At 61.1% G+C, this 15,059-nt stretch carries 13 protein-coding genes; 3 read left to right on the forward strand and 10 right to left on the reverse strand.

Annotated features, from left to right (window positions below):
- Positions 1-183: 183 nt before the first annotated feature.
- Positions 184-576: a 4-carboxymuconolactone decarboxylase gene (gene pcaC, locus HX821_RS26880; RefSeq protein WP_003219813.1), complete on the forward strand. Its 393-nt coding sequence runs from the start codon at positions 184-186 to the stop codon at positions 574-576.
- Here the strand turns inward: pcaC and HX821_RS26885 are convergent.
- The 5 genes from HX821_RS26885 to HX821_RS26905 all read right to left on the reverse strand — a co-directional run bounded on the left by HX821_RS26885 (position 573) and on the right by HX821_RS26905 (position 8,741).
- Positions 573-1,472: a polysaccharide deacetylase family protein gene (locus tag HX821_RS26885; protein ID WP_166742188.1), complete on the reverse strand. Its 900-nt coding sequence runs from the start codon at positions 1,470-1,472 to the stop codon at positions 573-575. The two genes, pcaC and HX821_RS26885, sit on opposite strands and share 4 nt — an antisense overlap.
- Before the next feature lie 78 nt (positions 1,473-1,550).
- On the reverse strand, positions 1,551-2,801 hold the full coding sequence (locus HX821_RS26890; RefSeq protein WP_177036909.1) for an OprD family porin: 1,251 nt from the start codon (positions 2,799-2,801) through the stop codon (positions 1,551-1,553).
- Between the two features lie 172 nt (positions 2,802-2,973).
- The gene (gene adeC, locus HX821_RS26895) at positions 2,974-4,431 is read right to left on the reverse strand and encodes an AdeC/AdeK/OprM family multidrug efflux complex outer membrane factor (protein WP_003219806.1); all 1,458 of its coding nucleotides are present in this window, start codon (positions 4,429-4,431) and stop codon (positions 2,974-2,976) included.
- Positions 4,428-7,589 (reverse strand): efflux RND transporter permease subunit, encoded by a 3,162-nt coding sequence (locus HX821_RS26900; protein ID WP_003219803.1) that lies wholly within the window; start codon positions 7,587-7,589, stop codon positions 4,428-4,430. Before HX821_RS26900 ends, adeC begins: the two co-directional genes overlap by 4 nt.
- 3 nt (positions 7,590-7,592) lie before the next feature.
- A complete protein-coding gene (locus tag HX821_RS26905) occupies positions 7,593-8,741 on the reverse strand; it encodes an efflux RND transporter periplasmic adaptor subunit (RefSeq protein WP_003219800.1) in 1,149 nt (382 codons plus the stop codon).
- Between the two features lie 286 nt (positions 8,742-9,027).
- On the opposite strand from HX821_RS26905, the gene HX821_RS26910 reads away from it, so the two are divergent.
- Entirely contained in the window at positions 9,028-9,660 is a 633-nt protein-coding gene (locus HX821_RS26910; protein ID WP_003219798.1) for a TetR family transcriptional regulator, read from the forward strand.
- Positions 9,661-9,890: 230 nt separating this feature from the next.
- On the opposite strand, the gene HX821_RS26915 is transcribed toward HX821_RS26910, so the two are convergent.
- The 3 genes from HX821_RS26915 to HX821_RS26925 are packed head-to-tail and all read right to left on the reverse strand — an operon-like array spanning position 9,891 to position 12,467.
- Positions 9,891-10,946, reverse strand: coding sequence for an alkene reductase (locus HX821_RS26915; RefSeq protein ID WP_008431139.1), 1,056 nt, complete (start codon positions 10,944-10,946; stop codon positions 9,891-9,893).
- 26 nt (positions 10,947-10,972) lie between these two features.
- Positions 10,973-12,139 carry an MFS transporter gene (locus HX821_RS26920; RefSeq protein WP_003219795.1) on the reverse strand — a complete coding sequence of 389 codons (1,167 nt, stop codon included), beginning with the start codon at positions 12,137-12,139 and terminating at the stop codon, positions 10,973-10,975.
- 13 nt (positions 12,140-12,152) lie between these two features.
- Positions 12,153-12,467, reverse strand: coding sequence for a helix-turn-helix transcriptional regulator (locus HX821_RS26925; protein ID WP_003219793.1), 315 nt, complete (start codon positions 12,465-12,467; stop codon positions 12,153-12,155).
- Between the two features lie 156 nt (positions 12,468-12,623).
- On the opposite strand from HX821_RS26925, the gene HX821_RS26930 reads away from it, so the two are divergent.
- Positions 12,624-13,208, forward strand: a complete 585-nt coding sequence (locus tag HX821_RS26930; RefSeq protein ID WP_177036911.1) for an ACP phosphodiesterase — start codon at positions 12,624-12,626, stop codon at positions 13,206-13,208.
- Positions 13,209-13,317: 109 nt separating this feature from the next.
- On the opposite strand, the gene HX821_RS26935 is transcribed toward HX821_RS26930, so the two are convergent.
- Complete coding sequence (locus HX821_RS26935; RefSeq protein ID WP_177036913.1) at positions 13,318-14,109, reverse strand: 1-acyl-sn-glycerol-3-phosphate acyltransferase; 792 nt, start codon at positions 14,107-14,109, stop codon at positions 13,318-13,320.
- Positions 14,109-14,864, reverse strand: a complete 756-nt coding sequence (gene olsB, locus HX821_RS26940) for an L-ornithine N(alpha)-acyltransferase (RefSeq protein ID WP_008431132.1) — start codon at positions 14,862-14,864, stop codon at positions 14,109-14,111. The genes HX821_RS26935 and olsB overlap by 1 nt, the downstream gene beginning before the upstream one ends.
- Positions 14,865-15,059: the final 195 nt, after the last annotated feature.

A 15,059-nucleotide genomic window follows, 5' to 3' on the forward strand; every position in this document is an offset into this window, starting at 1 on the left:
CGCTGAACCCTGTGGCGAGGGAGCTTGCTCCCGTTGGGCTGCGTAGCAGCCCCTGAGCAGCCGCAACCCAACTATTTGTAAAACCCTGCAGCGGCCTCACTGGGGTCGCTGCGCGACCCAACGGGAGCAAGCTCCCTCGCCACAGGTATGTGCCTGTTGTCACCGTTGCATGAGGAGCGTTTTGTGGACGAGAAACAACGTTATGCCGAAGGCCTGCAAGTGCGCCGCGAAGTGCTGGGCGACGCCCACGTCGACCGCAGCCTCAACGCCCTGACCGAGTTCAACAGCGAGTTCCAGGAAATGATCACCCGCCACGCCTGGGGTGATATCTGGACCCGCCCGGGGCTGCCGCGGCATACCCGCAGCCTGATCACCATCGCCATGCTCATCGGCATGAACCGCAGCGAAGAGCTGAAGCTGCACCTGCGCGCCGCCGCGAGCAACGGTGTGACCCGCGCCGAGATCAAGGAAGTGCTGATGCAGAGCGCGATCTATTGCGGGATTCCGGCGGCGAATGCGACGTTTCACTTGGCCGAGTCGGTGTGGGATGAGTTGGGGGTAGAGTCGCGCGCCTAGTGCGAGTCAGCGTCCCACACCCAATTCCACACACCTGGCAGGTGCACCACTTCGTCGGCGCTTTTTACCGTGCGGGCCATGGCGGCTCGCTGCAAGGTTGCCCGGTCGGTGTAGAAAGGCTGTGTGGCGAGGGGCACGCCATTGATATGGGCGCTGTCCAGCAGGATTTGCAGGTATTCCTTCAAGTGCCAGGCGGTGTAGCGGTTGATATCGTGGAAGGTCACCACCACCGGGATCACGCCGTCCACCGTCGGTAATTCGCCTTTGGCGATGCGCTCACGCACCACCGAGAGTTGGCGTATCAGGTTTTCCCGTCGACGCGGGCTGCCGTTGAACACCCAGATCACCCCATCGTTTGCACTCAGGTCGGTCAGCAACACATGCATGCCGTGTTGCTGATAGGCGGCGAAGGTGCGCTTGTCGTAGTTCCAGAACGGCGGGCGTACCAGTGTGGGCGGTTGGCCGGTGATGGAGGTGAGGGTCGATGAACCCAGGCTGAGGTAGTGCTCCAGTTCAGCCGGATTCTGCAAGCGATGGTTGCTGTGCCACGGGGTCGCGGTGTGGAAGCCCAGGATATGGCCGGCCGCGTATTCGCGCTCCATGGTCTTGTAGCCCCGCGGGTTGCCGCCGGAGCGGGGCGCCTCGGTCTGCAGGAAGAACACCGCCTTGATCCCCGGCTGTATCGGGTTGTTCGCCAGGTCCGCCATCACCGAACGGCTGGGGTTCATGAAGCCCGAGGCGCTGGGGCCGTCATCGAAGGTCAGCAAAAAGCGGATTGGCGCCTCGGTTTTCAGGCGTTGTTCGGTTTGCGGTGTCAGCGCCAGAGGCGGGCCGATGCAACCGCTGAGGCTCAGGGCCAGGGCTAGTGCGGCCGATACGGTGGCGAAGTGTTTCATGGCGGACTCGAATGACATTGGCTGCTGGGGCGGGTCATCCATGACACGCGCGCACCATACAACAAGACTGTCGAGGCTTTACAGCAGGCTTATCGGGTAACTGACGATCAACCGGTTTTCATCAAACTCGTTGTTGTTGTAGTCCCGGCGCATGCTGGAGTTACGCCAGCGCACATTGAGATTCTTCAGCGCTCCGCTCTGCACCACGTAGGCCACTTCACTTTCCCGTCCCCATTCCTTGCCATCGGTCACCGTGCCGCTGTGTACGTTGCTGCCGCTGATGTAGCGGTTCATCAGCGTGAGGCCTGGAATACCCAAGGCCGCGAAGTTGTAGTCATGGCGTACCTGCCAGGATTTTTCCTGGGCGTTGTCGTAGCTGGCGTTGTAGCTGTCGTTGGCCAGGGTGCCGCCGCTGGTGCCGTTGACGCGCATCCAGGCGCTGTTGCCGGTGAGTTTTTGCAGGCCGACGTAGAACGTGTTGCCGCCGTATCGGGCCGAGAACAGTCCGGACCAGGTCTTGTTGTCGAGGTCACCGGCGCGGGCGCTGCCGTCGTCCTTGCCATAGAAGAACCCGAGGTTGGCGCCCAGGGTCCAGTCGCCCACCGGTTGGCTGTGGATCAGGTTGAGGTATTGCTGGCTGTAGATGTCCTTGAGTTGGGCGTTCCACACACCGATCTGGGTGCGTTTGTCGTTGAAGGCATATTCGCCGCCCTGGAAGTTGAAGCGGTCGGAGGTGAACGCGGTTTTCCCGAACATGGACATGTCGGTCATGCTGCTGTCGTCCCGTGGGCTGTTGGCGCGGAACTGGCCGCCGTACAGGGTCAGGCCGTCGATTTCCTTGGAGGTGATTTGCCCGCCGCGCAGGGTTTGCGGGAGCGAGCGGCCATCGTCCGAACGCAGGATCGGCAGCACCGGCATCCATTCGCCGACTTTCACTTCTGTCTTTGAAACCCGTGCCTTGAACGCCACGCCCAGACGCCCGAATTCATCCGCCGGACGGCCATCGTGGTCCAGCGGCAACAGCTGGGTGCCACCCGTGCCGCGTCCGCCATCGAGCTTCAATGAGTACAGGCCCAGTACATCCACGCCGAAACCGACGGTGCCCTGGGTAAAGCCGGATTTGGCGTCGAGGATGAAACTTTGCGTCCACTCCTGTGCGCCGCCCTGGGTCTTGGTGGGATTGGTGTAGTTGCGGTTGAAGAAGAAATTACGCAGGTTGAGGTTGGCGCTGGCGTCTTCCAGGAAGCCGTGTTCTTCAGCGACAACAGGGAGGGCAATGCTGGCGACAGCGGTTGCCAGCAAAAGCCGGCGCGGGTTGAAAGTGCTCATGGTGTCAGACCTGTTGTTATTGGGGTTATGCAGGTGGCGGCCATGGTGCGGGGCGGTGCGGGGGCGATGAAAGTGGGGGAGAGCGGGTTGTGGGCGATGATCGAACGTAAAGTCATGGGCGTAAAAAAACCGCTTCCTGGGCGGGAAGCGGTTTTTGTTTACTGCGCCACTATCAGAACAACTTCAAGGGCGGTGCTTCTTCTTTCAACGGTTCGTTCTTCGCGGTCTGTTCGTTCCAGCCACCACCGAGGGCCTTGTACAGGTTGACCTCGCTGTTGAGCTGCGCCAGGCGGTCGGTGATCAGCGATTGCTGGGCACTGAACAGTTGGCGCTGGGCGTCGAGGAACGTCAGGTTGCTGTCGACACCAATACGGTAGCGACGCTCGGCCAGGCGGTAGTAATCCTGGTTGGCCGCGACGAAGCCACGTTGGGCGTCCAGTTGCTGCTTGTAGGTCTCACGGGCAGCGAGGCCGTCGGAGACTTCCTGGAAGCCGGTCTGGATGGCTTTCTCGTAGTTGGCGACGTTGATCTCTTTCTGGATTTTCGAGTAATCCAGGCTGGCGCGCAGGCTGCCGGCGTTGAAGATCGGGATGTTGATCTGCGGTGCAAACGACCAGGTACCCGAACCGCCCTTGAACAGGCCGCCCAGGGTCGGGCTCGCGGTGCCGGCGCTGGCGGTCAGGGTGATGCTCGGGAAGAACGCAGCGCGTGCCGCTCCGATGTTGGCGTTGGCCGCCTTGAGGTTGTACTCGGCCTGCAGGATGTCGGGACGACGTTGCAGCAGGTCCGATGGCAGGCCGGCCGGTACTTCGCTCAACAGGTCATCAGCCAATGGCCGGCTGACGATGTTCGCTGGCAGGCCGGTACCCAGCAGCAGGGTCAGGTTGTTTTCGTCCTGGGCCACCTGGCGGGTATAACGCGCCAGTGCAACCCGGGCGTTTTCCACCGAGGTACGGGCCTGGCTCAGGTCCAGGGCCGAAGCCACGCCGACTTCATTGCTGCGCGAGGTCAGTTTGAAGCTCTGCTCGTACGCGCCCAGGGTGTCCTGGGTGAGCTTGAGCAGCTCCTTGTCGGCCTGCCAGGTCAGGTAGGCGTTGGCCACGCTGGCCACCAGGCTGATCTGGGTGGTGCGACGCGCTTCTTCGGTCGCGAAGTATTGTTGCAGCGCTTGTTCGCTCAGGCTGCGTACGCGGCCGAACAGGTCCAGCTCATAAGAACTGATCCCGAGGCCCGCCGAGTATTGGCTGGTGATGCCCGCTTCGCCGGTCTGCGACAGCTTGGCCGGGGTGCGCGTACGGCTGCCGCTGCCCGTGGCCGAAACCGCCGGGAACAGGTCGGCGCGCTGGATCTGGTACTGCGCGGCATACGCATCGATGTTCAGGGCCGCGACACGCAGGTCGCGGTTGTTCACCAGGGCGGTCTGGATCAGCTGTTGCAGGGCAGGGTCATGGAAAAACTGCTTCCAGCCCTGCTCGGCAGCCGCCTGGCCCGGCGCCTGGGCCGACGAATACGCCGGCCCCTGCGGGAACTGCGCGGCTACCGGCGCTTCAGGGCGCTGGTAGTCCGGGATCAGCGAGCAGCCACTGAGCACGAATGCCGTGACAGCTAAGGAAAGTAGCGACTTGCTCATTGGCCAGCCTCTTTAGGAGTTTGCTTGGGTTCAGTCTTTTTACGCTCGCCAGCGGAGGACACGGTTGCGAAGAACAGGGGTACCCAGAAGATCGCGAGGACCGTGGCGGTGATCATACCGCCAATTACGCCCGTACCGATGGCGTGCTGGCTACCTGAGCCGGCACCGGTGGAAATTGCCAGGGGCAGTACGCCGAGCATGAACGCCATGGACGTCATGATGATCGGTCGCAGACGCATGCGGGATGCCTCGATGGCCGACTCGACGATGCCTTTGCCCTGTTCGTGGAGCTCCTTGGCGAACTCCACGATCAGGATGGCGTTTTTCGCTGCCAGGCCCACCGTCACCAACAGGCCCACCTGGAAGAACACGTCGTTGGACAGTCCCCGCAGGCTGGTGGCGATCAACGCACCGATCACACCCAGCGGTACAACCAGAATCACCGCAATCGGGATCGACCAGCTTTCGTACAGTGCCGCGAGGCAGAGGAACACCACCAGCAGCGACAGGGCGTACAGCGCAGGTGCCTGGGAGCCGGACAGACGTTCTTCGTACGACAGGCCGGTCCAGGAGTAACCAACGCCAGCCGGCAGGTCCTTGGCAATGCGTTCGACTTCCGCCATCGCATCACCGGTACTGTAGCCAGGTGCCGGGGTACCGAGGATTTCCATCGCCGCTACACCGTTATAGCGCGAGAGTTTCGGCGAACCGAAGATCCACTTGCCCGAAGAGATGGCCGACAGCGGCACCATCTTCCCGGACGTGCTGCGCACGTACCATTTGCTCAGGTCTTCCGGAGACATCCGGCTGGCGGCGTCACCCTGTACATACACCTTCTTCACACGACCACGGTCGATGAAGTCGTTGATGTAGCTGCCACCCAAGGCGATTGCCAGGGTCTGCTGGATGTCTGCCAGGCTGATGCCCTGGGCACTGGCCTTCTCGTCGTCAACGGTCAGCTCGTACTGCGGCTCATCGTTCACGCCGTTGGGGCGCACGCCCGCCAGGATCTTGCTTTGTGCCGCGGCACCCAGGAACTGGTTACGCGCATCCATCAGCTTCTGGTGGCCGACGCCGCCCTGGTCTTGCAGGAACACGTCGAAACCGGTGGCGTTACCCAGTTCGAGTACCGAAGGTGGCACCACGGCAAATACCATGGCGTCCTTGAAGGCCCCGAAGAAGTAACCCTGGGCACGCTTGGCAACCTCAAATACCGACTGGCTCGAGTCACGCTCGTCCCACGGCTTGAGCATCACGAACGCGAGGCCCGAGCTCTGGCCACGACCGGCGAAGTTGAAGCCGTTCACGGTAAACACCGATTTGACAGCCTTGCCTTCGCCTGGCTCGCCTTCCTTGTCGTTCAACAGGTAGGCGCGCATATCGTCGATGACTTTCTGCGTACGTTCAGCCGAAGAACCCACCGGCGTTTGTACCTGGGCAAAGATCACGCCCTGGTCTTCCTCTGGGAGGAACGCGCTTGGAATGCGGGTGAACATCCAGATCATGCCGGCAAGGATCAGGGCATAGACCACGAACGCCGGGAACTTGTGCTTGATCATGTTACCGACGCCGCGCTCGTAGCTCAGTACGCCACGGTCGAAGGTACGGTTGAACCAGCCGAAGAAGCCGCGCTTGGGTTGGCCGTGTTTTTCCGGGTCAATCGGCTTGAGCATGGTGGCGCACAAGGCCGGGGTGAAGACCAGGGCAACCAGTACCGACAGCGCCATCGCCGAAACGATAGTGATGGAGAACTGGCGGTAGATCACACCGGTGGAACCACCGAAGAACGCCATTGGCAGCAATACCGCCGACAGCACCAGGGCGATACCCACCAGGGCCCCCTGGATCTGGCCCATGGACTTGACCGTCGCCTCCTTGGGCGACAAGTGCTCCTCGGCCATTACCCGCTCGACGTTCTCCACCACAACGATGGCATCGTCCACCAGCAAGCCGATGGCCAGGATCATGCCGAACATGGTCAGGGTGTTGATGGTGAAGCCGAACGCAGCGAGGATCCCGAAGGTACCCAGCAATACCACCGGTACGGTCATGGTGGTGATGATGGTGGCGCGGAAGTTCTGCAGGAACAGGAACATCACCAGGAACACCAGCACGATCGCTTCGATCAGGGTGTGAACCACACCGGAGATCGATTCGGTCACAACCGGCGTGGTGTCATACGGCACCACAGCCTTCATGCCAGGCGGGAAGAACGGTTCGAGGGACGCAACCGTTTCGCGAATCGCCTTGGCGGTGTCCAGTGCGTTGGCACCGGCTGCCAGCTTGATCGCCATACCGGAAGCCGGCTTGCCGTTGAACTGTGCGCTGATGCTGTAGTTCTGGCCGCCCAGTTCGATACGCGAAACGTCACCCAGGCGAACCTGGGAACCGTCGGTATTGACCTTCATCAGGATATTGCCGAACGCTTCAGTGGTTTGCAGACGCGTCTTGCCGATGATGGTGGCGTTCAACTGAGTGCCGGGCAGGGCAGGCAGGCCGCCGAGTTGGCCGGTGGCCACCTGGACGTTCTGCGCCTGGATGGCGTTGCTGACATCCACTGGCGTCAGCTGGTAGTTGTTCAGCTTGGCCGGGTCGAGCCAGATACGCATGGCGTACTGGGAACCGAACACCTGGAAGTCGCCCACACCGGCGGTCCGGGAAATCGGGTCCTGGATGTTGGAAACGATGTAGTTGGAAAGGTCATCCTTGGTCATGCTGCCGTCTTCCGACACCAGACCGATCACCATCAGGAAGTTCTTCACCGACTTGGTAACGCGGATACCCTGCTGCTGTACTTCTTGTGGCAGCAGCGGGGTCGCCAGGTTGAGCTTGTTCTGTACCTGAACCTGGGCGATGTCCGGGTTGGTACCCTGGTTGAACGTCGCGGTGATGGTCATGCTGCCGTCGGAGTTACTGTCCGAGGCGACATAACGCAGGTTGTCGATACCGTTGAGCTGTTGTTCGATGACCTGCACCACGGTGTCCTGCACGGTTTGTGCAGACGCGCCCGGGTAGGTCACCTGGATATCAATAGCGGTTGGCGCGATGGCCGGGTACTGGTTGATGGGCAACTTCAGGATCGACAGTGCCCCGACCAGCATGATCACCAGGGCAATTACCCAGGCGAAAATGGGACGGTCGATAAAAAATTTCGACATGAATTACTCCCCTTGACCAGCAGCGGCAGCAGGAGCAGCAGCGGAACCGGCGGGTTTGGCGTTATCAGCGTCCTTGACCTTGACTTCGATGCCCGGCTTGATGAATTGCAGGCCTTCGGTGATCACACGGTCACCGGCGTTCAGGCCTTTTTCCACCAGCCAGTAGGCGCCGGTAGTGCGGTTGGCCACCAGTACACGTTGCTCGACCTTGTTGTCCTTGTTCACCACCAGCGCGGTCGGGATGCCCTTCAGGTCGCGGGTCACGCCTTGCTGTGGTGCCAGGATGGCCTTGCTGTTCACACCGGCTTGCAACTGCGCGTGGACGAACATGCCCGGCAGCAGGGTGTGGTCAGGGTTCGGGAATACGGCACGCAAGGTCACGGAACCGGTGGTTTCGTCGACCGAGACTTCGGAGAATTCCAGCTTGCCTTCCACGCCGTAGGCGGTGCCGTCTTCCAGGGTCAGCTTGACCTTGGCCGCGTTTTCGCCGGCTTTTTCCAGTTGGCCGCTTTCCAGGTCACGACGCAGTTTCAGCATCTCGGCGGAGGACTGCGTGACGTCGACGTAGATCGGGTCCAGTTGCTGGATCACTGCCATGGCGTCGGTCTGGCCGTTGCTGACCAGCGCGCCTTCGGTGACCGAAGAGCGACCGATACGCCCGGAGATCGGGGCAAACACCTTGGTGTAGCGCACGTTGATCTGGGCCGTTTGCACGTTGGCTTCAGAGGTCATGCGGTTGGACACGGCGGTGTCGTATTCCTGGCGGCTGACGGCCTGCTCATCGACCAACTGCTTGTAGCGATCGGCAATCGATTTGGTCTGGGCGAGGTTGGCCTGAGCGCTTTTCAGCGAGGCGTCATACACCGACGGATCGATCTGATAGAGCTGCTGGCCTTCCTTGACGTCGCCCCCTTCCTTGAACAGACGCTTGAGAATGATGCCGTTGACCTGAGGGCGAACCTCGGCAATGCGATAGGCCGTGGTGCGGCCTGGCAGCTCGGATGTCAGGGTAAAGGCTTGAGGTTGAATAGTGACCACGCCGACCTGAGGGGTTTGAGCGGGCGGAGCCGCTTCTTCCTTTTTACATCCGCTGAGCAGCGATGCCAGGGCGACGGCAGTAACCAGGGCGGTAACAGCTGGCTTAAGTTGCATGAAGATCCTCGGGTCAGGCGCGCAGAGTGCGCACAAGAAGTGTGGAAGGGTAAAAAACAGGCACTGAGTGGATAAGTAGCTTGCTACGCAATATACTTACGTTCATGGTTGTTTGTAAACTCTTGACAGGCTTCGCGGAATGTTGACAAAGCAGCGTCCAAAGCCTCGATTCTAGTACGTTCGGCGCCCTTGACGGCGTCGTCCCACAATTATTCAGATGGTCGTTAGCAGCGGTTGAGTCTGCGTTACCGATCACCCCAAGTCTCCTGATTGAGGTTTTACTGCCATGGTTCGTCGTACCAAAGAGGAAGCTCAGGAAACGCGCAGCCAGATTCTTGAAGCGGCCGAGCAGGCCTTCTACGAGCGCGGGGTTGCGCGTACCACGCTGGCGGATATTGCCGCGCTGGCAGGCGTGACACGTGGTGCCATCTACTGGCATTTCAGCAACAAGGCCGACCTGGTGCAGGCGATGCTCGATACGCTGCACGAGCCGCTGGATGAATTGGCCAGGGCCAGTGAGAGCGAGGACGAGGTCGATCCGCTGGGTTGCATGCGCAAGCTGCTGATTCATCTGTTCCATCAAGTGGCCCTGGACCCGAAGACCCGGCGCATCAATGAGATTTTGTTTCATAAGTGCGAATTCACCGATGAAATGTGTGATCTGCGCCGTCAGCGCCAGACCGCCAGCCTCGAATGCAACCTGCGCATCGGGCTGACCTTGCGTAACGCGGTCCATCGCGGGCAGCTTCCGGAGAATCTCGACACCGTACGTGCCGCGGTGTGCATGCACGCCTATATCGACGGAATTCTCGGCCAGTGGCTGCTGGTGCCCGACAGTTTCCAGTTGGCCCAGGACGCAGAGCGCTGGGTCGATATCGCGTTGGACATGCTGCGCTTGAGCCCTGGCCTGCGCAATTAAGACAAAATGCGTAATTGCGACCAGTTGTGTCAACAATAAACACCGGGGCTGGTCAATCAGGCTTTTCCCTGATTTTGTGGGGTGACGTTATATACGGGCTGGCGGGCGGTTGATAGGTAGTTGGCTAAGTATTTTGTAGCAATATTGTTGCAAGGCTGTGAAGGAATGTTTCCTGCGGCCCATAAAAAAGCCCCGGCTCTCGCAAGCCGGGGCTTTTTCGTTTCAGCAGATCAGAGTGCCAGGGTCGGGTAGTCGATGTAGCCGACCGGGCCTTTGGCGTAGAAAGTCTCTGGATGTGCTTCGTTCAGCGGTGCATCGGCCTTCAGGCGAGCCGGCAGGTCCGGGTTGGCGATGAACGGCACGCCGAATGCCACGGCGTCAGCCTTGCCCGAAGCCAGCCACGCGTTGGCGCTGTCCTTGGTGAAGCGTTCGTTGGCGATGTACGGGCCACCGAAGGCGGCTTTCAGTTGTGGGCCGAGGCTGTCGCCCGCTTCCTTTTCACGGGAGCAGATGAACGCGATGCCACGCTTGCCCAGCTCTTTGGCGACGTAGGTGAAGGTTTCCGACAGGTTGGCGTCGCCCATGTCGTGGGAGTCGGCGCGCGGTGCCAGGTGCACGCCTACACGGCCGGCGCCCCACACTTCAATCACGGCGTCAGTGACTTCGAGCAGCAAGCGTGCGCGGTTTTCCAGGGAGCCGCCGTAGTTGTCGGTGCGCTGGTTGGTGCTGCTTTGCAGGAACTGGTCGAGCAGGTAGCCGTTCGCGCCGTGGACTTCCACGCCGTCAAAACCGGCGGCCTTGGCATTCTCGGCGCCTACGCGGTAGGCGTCGACGATGTCGGCGATTTCGGCGATTTCCAGGGCGCGCGGCGTTGGGTAGTCGGCCAGTGGGCGTACCAGGCTGACGTGGCCTTTAGGCTGGATGGCACTTGGCGCGACCGGGGTTTCACCGTCCAGGTACGACTCGTGGGAGATCCGGCCCACGTGCCACAGTTGCAGGAAGATCTTGCCGCCTGCACCGTGCACGGCCTTGGTCACATTGGCCCAGCCGCGAACCTGGTCGTTGGACCAGATGCCCGGGGTGTCCGGGTAACCCACGCCCATTGGCGTTACGGAGGTGGCTTCGCTGAGGATCAGCCCGGCGGAAGCGCGTTGGACGTAGTACTCAGCCATCAGCGCATTGGGCACGCGACCGGCGTCGGCACGGCAGCGGGTCAGCGGCGCCATGATGATGCGGTTCGACAGTTCCAGGTCGCCCAGTTTGATCGGATCGAAAATAGTCGTCATGGGATAACACCCTTCTCTTTAGTTGATCAGTTAGTCGCGGGGGCCAGGTCGGCATCGCCGGTCTGACGGAAAGTAATCAGGGTCACCAGCAGCGCGAGCACGGCCAGTGCAGCAGCGGCCAGGGGCACGCTGGTCAGGCCGAAGCCGTGGGCAATCACGCTGCCGCCCACCCAGGCGCCGAGGGCGTTGCCGATGTTGAAGGCGCCGATGTTCAAGGTGGACACCAGGTTCGGTGCGGCCTTGCCGAAGGTCACCACGTTGATTTGCAGTGCCGGTACGGCGGCAAACGAGGCGGTTGCCCAGAGGAACAGGGTGATTTCAGTCGGGATCACGGCGACGCTGGTCCAGGTCAGGACGGTGGACACCACTGCCATGCTGATGAACACGCCGATCAGGGTGGCAGCCAGGCGCTTGTCTGCCAGCTTGCCGCCGATGATGTTGCCGACGGTCAGGCCCAGGCCGATCAGCAGCAGGGTCCAGGTCACGCCTTTGGGCGAAACACCGGTGACGTCCCCCAGCAGCGGCGCGACGTAGGTGAAGAGGGTGAACATCGAGGCAGCGAACAGCGCGGTCATGCTCAGCGACAGCCAGATGCCGGCGCCTTTGAGTGCTCTGAGCTCGGCGCGCATGTCGAGTTTTTCCTCGTCACGCTTGGCCGGCAGGAAGCGGATCAGACCGATCAGGGCGATCACTCCAATCACCGTCACGGCCCAGAAGGTCGAGCGCCAGCCCGCTTCCTGACCCAGCGCGGTGCCCAGCGGTACGCCGAGCACGTTTGCCAGGGTCAGGCCGGTGAACATCAGCGCCACGGCCGAAGCACGCTTGTTGGCCGGCACCAGGTTGGCGGCGACCACCGAACCGATACCGAAGAAGGCGCCGTGGCACAGCGCGGTGACCACACGGGCAAACATCAGCACGTTGTAGTCGCTGGCCAGGGCGCAGAGCAGGTTGCCGATGATGAAGATGCCCATCAACGCTACCAGGGCGGCCTTGCGCGGCAGCTTGGCGGTGGCCAGTGCCATGAAGGGGGCACCGATGGCCACGCCCAGGGCGTAGCCGGTCACCAGCCAGCCGGCGCCGGGAATCGATACACCGAGGTCGGCCGCCACATCGGGCAACAGGCCCATGATGACGAACTCGGTGGTACCGATGGCGAAGGCGCTTAAGGCCAGGATGAGTAGCGAGAGAGGCATTGATGGGTCCTTGTTACAGCGGTGCGCTGAGTTCTTCGGTGAGCGCTTTGAGGAAGGCTTGGATCACGTCCTCATTGCGTTTGAAAAAGTGCCATTGGCCGGCCTTCTGGCTGCTGATCAGCCCCGCCCGTTGCAGGTTCGCCAGGTGCGCCGACACGGTGGACTGAGACAGCCCGCAGCGCTGGTCGATCTGCCCGGCGCAAATGCCGTATTCGTGGTTGTGCAACTGCTCGGGGAATTGCACTTTCGGGTCTTTCAGCCAGTTGAGGATGTCTCGCCGTACTGGGTGCGCCAGGGCTTTTATTATTTCGTCGAGGTCGATGGACATGGCAGTGATGCTCGGTTTTGTAAAACGTTATATCGCGATGAGGCGAACTTTAAATCGTTGTATCCCGATATACCAATATGATTTTGGTCTTAAACCAGATTGAATCGGTATATCGGGTTATAACGATACGTTGACGGCAGTGCTAGACTGCGCGCCATGAATTATCTCGCACATCTGCACCTCGGCGGCCAACTTCCTGCTCAATTGCTTGGCAGCTTGTATGGCGACTTTGTTAAAGGTCGCCTGCAAGGCCAATTCAGCCCGCAAATCGAGTCGGCGATTCAGTTGCATCGCTCAATCGATCGCTACACCGACAGTCATCCGCTGATCGGGCAGGCGCTGTCGCGCTTCACCCTGACCCGGCGCCGCTATGCCGGGATTGTCCTCGATGTGTTTTTCGACCACTGCCTGGCGCGGGACTGGGCGTTATATGCCGATCAGCCGCTGGAGCGATTTACCTCTGAGGTTTACCGGGTGCTCGCCGAAGAGCCGGCGTTGCCGGGGCGGCTGGCGCTGATTGCGCCGTACATGGCGGCGGATGACTGGCTGGGTTCGTACCGCGAATTTGCGGTGATGGAACAGGTACTTCGAGGAATTGGCCGGCGCCTGACACGGCCCGAAGAACTGGGCCATGCCATGCAGGAATTACGAGCGCTGTACGAGCCGTTGAGCGAGGATTTTCGGGTGTTTTACCCAGAATTGCAGCGGTTCTCAAATAGCCAGTTGGCAATACAACTATAAATGTGGGAGCGGGCTTGCTCGCGAAAGCGGTGGGTCAGCTAATGAATCTGCTGACTGATGCACCGCCTTCGCGAGCAAGCCCGCTCCCACATTTTTCACCGTGCTCGCTTCAGGCCGCGAATGCTGGCCGCGCTGGCATTTGCTCATCTTCTGGAAGGGGGCCAAACAACGCCTTCTGCACCGCCTGCTGCGCCTGGAACGCCAGCGCCGCACGTTCCTGCCCGGCGCAGGCAATCGGCTTGAGCAGATGGATTTCCACGTCGCCCTGGTCATTGCCGAACAAACGCATCAAGTGCGAGAGCAAATCATCGTCGCCAATAAACGGTGCCAGCGGGTCGATGTGGCCATCGCGCAGATAACGAATCGCCACCGGTTGCAGCGACACATCGGCATCAATCGCACTGGCCAGTAACCGCCCGTGGAACGTACGCAGGGCGCGGCCGTCGGTTGTGGTGCCTTCCGGGAACATCAACAGCGGGTGTTGTTGTTCCAGATGACGCGTCATCTGTTTGCGAATCAACTGGCTGTCCCCCGAACCTCGGCGGATGAACAGGCTGCCTGCCTTGGCGGCCAACCAGCCCGCCACCGGCCAGGTGCGCACCTCGGCCTTGGACAGGAACGACATCGGCACCACCATCCCCAGCAGCGGGATATCGGTCCACGATACGTGGTTGCTGACCCACAGCATCGACTGTTGCGGCAACTCACCGTGAACGGTCACGCGAAAGGGCAGGGCGTTGGTCAGCCGTGCCATGAAAAAACGCGACCAGCGCTGCCGGCGCACCATCGAGTTGGCCACGCCCAGACGTTCAAACACGCCAAACACACTGGCCATGGTCAAACCCAGGGCCACCACCACCAGCACGCGGGCAATTCGCCCGTACACCCGAAGGCGGCTCATCACATGGCTGCCTTGAAGTGGCGGGCATACCGCGGGCACAGCTCGTCGCGCTTGAGCAGGATGAACACGTCGGCGACCTGGAAGTCTTCGTCCCAGCAGGGTTCGCCGCAAATCTTTGCACCCAGGCGCATGTAGGCCTTGAGCAAGGGGGGCATTTCGGCGATGACGTTGGATGGCAGGTCCAGTGCCGGCAGCGGCTTTTTCGGCTCGGCCCGCAGGTGTTCGTTGCACAGGTAGCGTTCGCGCAGGCGCTGCATGATCGCGTGGGCCTGGATGCCGCCGTCGTGCATCGGGATGCTTGCGCAGCCCATCAGGTAGCTGTAGCCGCCCTGGTTGAGGACTTCGGCCAGCTCGCCCCACAACACGGCGATGGTGCCGCCGTTGCGGTAGGCGGGGTCGACGCAGGTGCGGCCGATTTCCAGGATGGGGCCTTTGAGGTGCAGCAGGCCGTGGAGGCTGAATTCTTCTTCGCTGTAGAAGCGGCCCAGGGTGGTGGCGGCCTGGTGGTCGAGCAAACGGGTGGTGGCAACGAGTCGACCGCTGTTCAAATCCCGCACGCCGATGTGGCTGCAGTGAACATCATAGTCATCCATGTCCAGGCCCAGTTCAGCGCCTTTCAGCTTGGCGTTGAATTCGCCGCTGAACACGTTGAACCGCAGGGCCTGGGCTTCCTGCAAAGCCTGGGCGCCGATCAGGCGTTCGGCTTGCAGGCGGCGTTCATTGCCGGTGTCGCTGATGCGGGCGATCTGAGTCATGGCGAGTCTCCGAGTGCCGGCCAGGGTTACGGCCGGTCGACTTGTTTGTGCCATGTCAGGCTATGTAGGGCCGGTGTCATCTCCATGAAGTTACGGTGACGCTTAGATGACAGGGGGCTTGGTGGTGGTTTGCAGGGGGATTGAGTACATATCCGTTATTTAGGTAACGGCGGCTTAGGGTTCCGCTCTTACAGC

Origin of the sequence: Pseudomonas sp. B6001 (genome assembly GCF_013386015.1) — a bacterium.
Lineage (GTDB): Bacteria > Pseudomonadota > Gammaproteobacteria > Pseudomonadales > Pseudomonadaceae > Aquipseudomonas.

Excerpts from the sequence above, each read along its gene's own strand:
- HX821_RS26885 (WP_166742188.1), bottom strand. The coding sequence starts at position 1,472 with ATGAAACACTTCGCCACCGTATCGGCCGCACTAGCCCTGGCCCTGAGC.
- HX821_RS26890 (WP_177036909.1), bottom strand. The coding sequence starts at position 2,801 with ATGAGCACTTTCAACCCGCGCCGGCTTTTGCTGGCAACCGCTGTCGCC.
- adeC (WP_003219806.1), bottom strand. The coding sequence starts at position 4,431 with ATGAGCAAGTCGCTACTTTCCTTAGCTGTCACGGCATTCGTGCTCAGT.
- HX821_RS26900 (WP_003219803.1), bottom strand. The coding sequence starts at position 7,589 with ATGTCGAAATTTTTTATCGACCGTCCCATTTTCGCCTGGGTAATTGCC.
- HX821_RS26905 (WP_003219800.1), bottom strand. The coding sequence starts at position 8,741 with ATGCAACTTAAGCCAGCTGTTACCGCCCTGGTTACTGCCGTCGCCCTG.
- HX821_RS26910 (WP_003219798.1), top strand. The coding sequence starts at position 9,028 with ATGGTTCGTCGTACCAAAGAGGAAGCTCAGGAAACGCGCAGCCAGATT.
- HX821_RS26915 (WP_008431139.1), bottom strand. The coding sequence starts at position 10,946 with ATGACGACTATTTTCGATCCGATCAAACTGGGCGACCTGGAACTGTCG.
- HX821_RS26920 (WP_003219795.1), bottom strand. The coding sequence starts at position 12,139 with ATGCCTCTCTCGCTACTCATCCTGGCCTTAAGCGCCTTCGCCATCGGT.
- HX821_RS26925 (WP_003219793.1), bottom strand. The coding sequence starts at position 12,467 with ATGTCCATCGACCTCGACGAAATAATAAAAGCCCTGGCGCACCCAGTA.
- HX821_RS26930 (WP_177036911.1), top strand. The coding sequence starts at position 12,624 with ATGAATTATCTCGCACATCTGCACCTCGGCGGCCAACTTCCTGCTCAA.
- HX821_RS26935 (WP_177036913.1), bottom strand. The coding sequence starts at position 14,109 with ATGAGCCGCCTTCGGGTGTACGGGCGAATTGCCCGCGTGCTGGTGGTG.
- olsB (WP_008431132.1), bottom strand. The coding sequence starts at position 14,864 with ATGACTCAGATCGCCCGCATCAGCGACACCGGCAATGAACGCCGCCTG.